4 protein-coding genes are annotated in these 4,521 nt (G+C 68.3%); 3 read left to right on the top strand and 1 reads right to left on the bottom strand.

The window, feature by feature from the left end; genetic code table 11:
- Window positions 1-997: D-alanyl-D-alanine carboxypeptidase/D-alanyl-D-alanine endopeptidase (gene dacB / locus VD972_RS22860; protein ID WP_324990365.1), on the bottom strand; the 997-nt coding region annotated here is incomplete at its 3' end.
- A gap of 287 nt (window positions 998-1,284) precedes the next feature.
- Between dacB and VD972_RS22855 the strand changes: the two genes are divergently transcribed.
- The 3 genes from VD972_RS22855 to VD972_RS22845 form a co-directional block, all read left to right on the top strand.
- Window positions 1,285-2,829, top strand: a complete 1,545-nt coding sequence (locus VD972_RS22855) for an ABC transporter substrate-binding protein (RefSeq protein ID WP_324990363.1) — start codon at window positions 1,285-1,287, stop codon at window positions 2,827-2,829.
- The gene (locus VD972_RS22850; protein ID WP_324990361.1) at window positions 2,826-3,737 is read left to right on the top strand and encodes an ABC transporter permease; all 912 of its coding nucleotides are present in this window, start codon (window positions 2,826-2,828) and stop codon (window positions 3,735-3,737) included. The genes VD972_RS22855 and VD972_RS22850 overlap by 4 nt, the downstream gene beginning before the upstream one ends.
- A partial coding sequence (locus VD972_RS22845) for an ABC transporter permease (protein ID WP_324990360.1) occupies window positions 3,734-4,521 on the top strand: 788 nt, incomplete at its 3' end. The genes VD972_RS22850 and VD972_RS22845, both read left to right, overlap by 4 nt.

Here is a 4,521-nt window from a genome sequence, read left to right as displayed (position 1 = left end):
CCTTGAGCAGCATCTCCGCGACGAAGTTGTTGGACAGCTTGTTGAGCCGCTTGAGGATGACGTCAAACGTGTCCGACTGGGCCACATGCACCAGCTTCGCCCGTGAGGGCGCCAGCCCCAGCTTCACTCGGCCCTTCACCTTGATGCCGCGCGCCTTCAGCATGTCCTTCAGGGTGAAGCCGAAGTACATGGGCGGGTTGTCGATCTTCTTCCAGACACTCAGGGCGCCCTGATCGGGCGAGACCTGTCCCTTGACGATGATGCGCTGCTTGTCCCCGAAGGCCTTGCTGGCCACGGAGATTCGCCGGGCCCGGCGGCTGCCCGTGAGCAGCCCGTTCTCCACGACGAAGAAGTCGCTGTTGGGCTCCAGCTCCACCGTGCCCTTGGCGCCGGGAACCTCGCCGGGCCGCAGGTAGATGGCCGTGGCGTTCCAGTTGAGGCTCACCGCGCCGGTAGGAGACATGTAGGCCCGGTCCGACGTCTCCTGGTCATACCCCGGCGGCGTGCGCTCGGCGTCGAACCACGAGTCGTCGATGATGATCTCCTGCACCTCGCGCAGGCCGGTGTGGAAGAGCTCGGCGACGACGCCATACAGGCGCTCGGTCGTCATGGACGGGTCGCCTTTGCCGCGCACGTAGAGCGTCTTGACCTTGCCGTCCGGCGGCATCTCCGGGTCCACGAGGAACTCGGTGTCGAAGCGGTACTCGGGCCCCAGCGTCGCCAGCGCCGCGGCCGCGGTGACCAGCTTCACATTGGAGGCCGGGTTGAGCAGATCGTCCGGGTTCTGGCTGAAGACGACGGTGCCGTCATCCATGCTCTGGATGAAGATGCCCACGCGGCTGGCCTTGAGCGGCGTGCGTTGGAGGACGTCGAGCAGCGCCGTCTTCAGCGCCTCGCGCTCCGCCTTCTTGTCCGCTGGGGCGGCATGGGCAGCGGGCAGCGAAAGAATGATCGCGACCGTCGCGGCCAAGACGACTCTGGCTCGATGAACCTGCACAAGGGCTCCGGGGAAAGCGCGAGCCATCATGAGAAGCCGATCGAGGAAGTTCAAGGGAGGAAGAGTAGGCGCGTCCACGGTTGGGCGCTCGCTTATCCACCGGGCGAAGCGGCTGTGCCGAGGATGTAGACTTTTCTTCATCAGGCTGTCGTGGATGCGCACCTGCAACCCTGTGGACCGACCTTCAGTTCCAGCGCCATCACGAACGCTCAGGGGACATCACTCGATGCCAGGAGTGCGCAACGTCATCGACCGTACCACTTAGGTATGACAGAACCAGGAACTGGATGTCCTTGCTTCGCCGCGCGCTTTGGGGGTTGCTCCTGGTCGTCGCCGCTGGGTGCCGCTCGGAGCCGCCGCCGGACGGCATCACCGTCCTGGTGGAGGCGCCGCCGGACAGCCTGGATGGCCGGTTCGCGCTGACGGCCATCGGCCAGCGCATGGTCCAGCTCATCGCTCCGGGACTCCTCACCTTCGATGATACGAGCAGGCCGGTGCCGGAGCTGGCCGAGTCCTTCCGAGCGCTCTCCCCTACCCTGGTGGAGTTCACCCTGCGCCCGGGGCTCACCTTCCATGACGGCACCGCGCTCACCTCCGAGGACGTGAAGGCGACCTATGACGGAGTGCGCTCCAAGGCGCTGCAAAGTCCGAAGGTGGACCGGTACGCGCCTGTCGAGGAGGTGGAGGTAGTAGATGATCGCACCGTCCGCTTCCACCTGCGTGGGGCGTACGCGCCGCTGTTGGCGGAGCTCTCGCTGAGCATCATCCCTGCGGAGCGTGCAGGACTGGACGGAGTGGCACTGCAGGCTTCTCACCCCGTGGGCGCAGGCGCGTTCCGGTTTGAGTCCCAACCGGATGAGGAGCACCTCACGCTGGTGCCCTTTGAGGGATACCACTTAGGGCCTCCTGCCATCCCGCGGCTGTACTTCCGGGTGGTGCGTGACGAGACGACGCGGGTGCTGGAGCTGCTCAAGGGACGGGCGGACCTGGTCACGAATGCGGTGTCTCCGGCGGTGCTGCCCTTGCTGAGGAAGCAGCCAGGCTTGCGGGTGCTGGTCCGGCCGGGGACGGGCTATGCGTACCTGGGCTTCAACCTGCGCCCAGGGCCACTGGCGGATGTGCGGGTGCGCCAGGCGGTGTGCCACTTGCTGGAGGTGAAGCCCCTGGCGGAGCACAAGTTCCACGGTCTGGCAGAGCCGGCCACGAGCATGATCCCGGCCACGCACTGGGCCTACACACCGGGCGAGGGCTGCCGGTACAACCCGGCCGAGGCGGCGCGGCTCTTGGACGAGGCCGGCTACGGGGATCCGGACGGGCCCGGGGGCCTGCCGCGGCTGAGGCTGAGCCTCAAGGTGAGCACGGATCGCTTCCGCAAGTCCGTGGCGCTGGTGCTCCAGGAGCAGCTGGCGCGTGGGGGAATCGCGGTGGAGGTGCGCTCGCTGGAGTTCGGGACGCTCTTCAATGACATCCGCCGGGGCAACTTCGAGATGGTGACGCTCAAGTGGGCGTCCGTCATCGAGCCGGACCTGATGCGCAACGTGTACCACTCGAGCAACGTCCCCACGGAGGAGAACCACTGGGGGGGGCTGAACCGGGGTGCGCTGATGGATCCGGAGCTGGACGCGCTGCTGGAGGAGGCCAGCCAGGTGGAGCTCTCGGAGCGCAAGGCCGCCTATGCGCGGGTTGGGGCGCGGTTGGAGGAGCTGCTCCCCTATGCGCCGCTGTGGCACGAGAGCAGTGTGGCGGTGGTGTCGCGGCGACTCGAGGGCTTCGAGCCCAGCGCGCACAACTTCATCAGCTCGCTGGCTCGGGCGCGGAAGGTGGGGCCATGAGGCGCGCGGCTTCCGCGGTCATCGCGGTGGTAGGGGCGCTGCTGCTCATCTCGCTCTTCCTCAACCTGGTGCCGGGCGATCCGATCGACGTGATGCTGGGCGAGGAGGCCTCCGAGGTGGATCGCGAGGCCCTGCGGCGCGCGGTGGGCATGGACCAGCCCTGGTACGCGCAGCTGTGGACGTTCTCGAAGGACTTCGCCACGGGCGAGCTGCGCACCTCGCTGCCTCCGTTCCAGAAGAAGGTGCTGCCGGCCATTGGAGCGGCGCTGCCGAAGACGCTGCAGCTCACGGTGGCCTCGCTGCTCATCGCGGTGGGCATTGCCATTCCGCTGGGCGTGGCGGCGGCGGCGCGCAAGGGGACGGCGGTGGACTCGGCGGCGATGGGGGTGGCGGTGGCGGGGGTGGCCCTGCCGCGCTTCTGGCTCGGGCCGATGTTGATCATCGTCTTCGCGCTGTGGCTGGACTGGCTGCCCGTGTCCGGCGCGGAGTCCTGGAGACACCTGGTGCTGCCCTCGCTGACGCTGGGCACGGCGCTGGCGGCGTTCCTGTCTCGCATGACGCGCGCGGCGATGCTGGAGACGCTGCGCGAGGACTTCGTCACCGTGGCGCGAGCCAAGGGGCTGCACCCGCGCGTGGTGCTGTGGAAGCACGCCTTCCGCAACGCGCTGCTGCCCATCCTCACGGTGCTCGGCCTGGAGTTCGGCACGCTGCTGGGAGGGGCCATCGTGACGGAGAAGGTGTTCGCCTGGCCGGGCATGGGGACCTTGCTGCTCACGGCCATCGAGAAGCGCGACTACAACACCGTGCGGGCAACGGTGCTCATGTTCACGCTCTGCTACGTCATCGTGAACACGCTGACGGACGTGGCGTACGCGCTGGTGGACCCCCGCGTGAGGAGGCGCTCGTGAGCGAGGCCTCGCCCGTCGCGGCTGTCGCGCCCACGGTTGTCACGCGCCGGGGGTTCCGGCTGCGCACGCTTGGGGGGAGGTTCGGGCTGGGGGTGGCGGTGCTGCTGGTGCTGACCGCGCTGCTGGCGCCCGTGCTCAGCCCGTACGCACCGCAGGCGATCGAGCTGTCCGCGGAGCTGGCGCCACCGGGCCCGGGGCACCTGCTGGGCGCCGGTGAGAACGGAATCGATGTGCTCACCCATGTCCTCTACGGAGCGCGAGTGTCGCTCGTGGTGGCGTTCTTCGCCGTGGTGCTGTCAGCGCTCGTTGGGACGACGCTGGGAGGGCTGGCGGGGTACGTGGGCGGCTGGGTGGACGAGGGGGTGATGCGGGGAGTGGACGTGCTGCTCGCCTTCCCGGGCATCTTGCTGGCCATCTTCATCACGTCGGTCCTGGGGCCGAGCCTGTTCAACGTGGTGTTCGCCCTGTCCTTCACGGGGTGGACGGGCTACGCGCGGCTGGCACGCGGGCAGGTGCTCACGCTGCGCGAGCGCGACTATGTCCAGGCGGCGCGGGCCCTGGGGAGCGGCAACGCCCGCATCCTCTTTCGCCACCTGTTGCCCAACGCCGCAGGGCCGCTGCTCATCCAGGCGACGTCTGCCTTCCCCGGAGCCATCCTGGCCGAGGCCTCGCTGAGCTTCCTGGGTCTGGGAGCTCCACCGGGGACGCCTTCCTGGGGAGCACTGGTGGATCAGGGGACGCAGTACCTGCTCGTGGCGCCGCACGTGGCGCTGTTCCCCGGGCT

The organism is Hyalangium sp., from assembly GCF_035629615.1.
GTDB lineage: Bacteria > Myxococcota > Myxococcia > Myxococcales > Myxococcaceae > Hyalangium.
The sequence above is the reverse complement of the archived record's forward strand: the minus strand, read 5'-3'. Positions and strand labels throughout refer to the sequence as shown.

Bases quoted from the DNA above. Each gene is read 5' to 3' on its own strand.
- VD972_RS22855 (WP_324990363.1), top strand. From the start codon at position 1,285: ATGTCCTTGCTTCGCCGCGCGCTTTGGGGGTTGCTCCTGGTCGTCGCC.
- VD972_RS22850 (WP_324990361.1), top strand. From the start codon at position 2,826: ATGAGGCGCGCGGCTTCCGCGGTCATCGCGGTGGTAGGGGCGCTGCTG.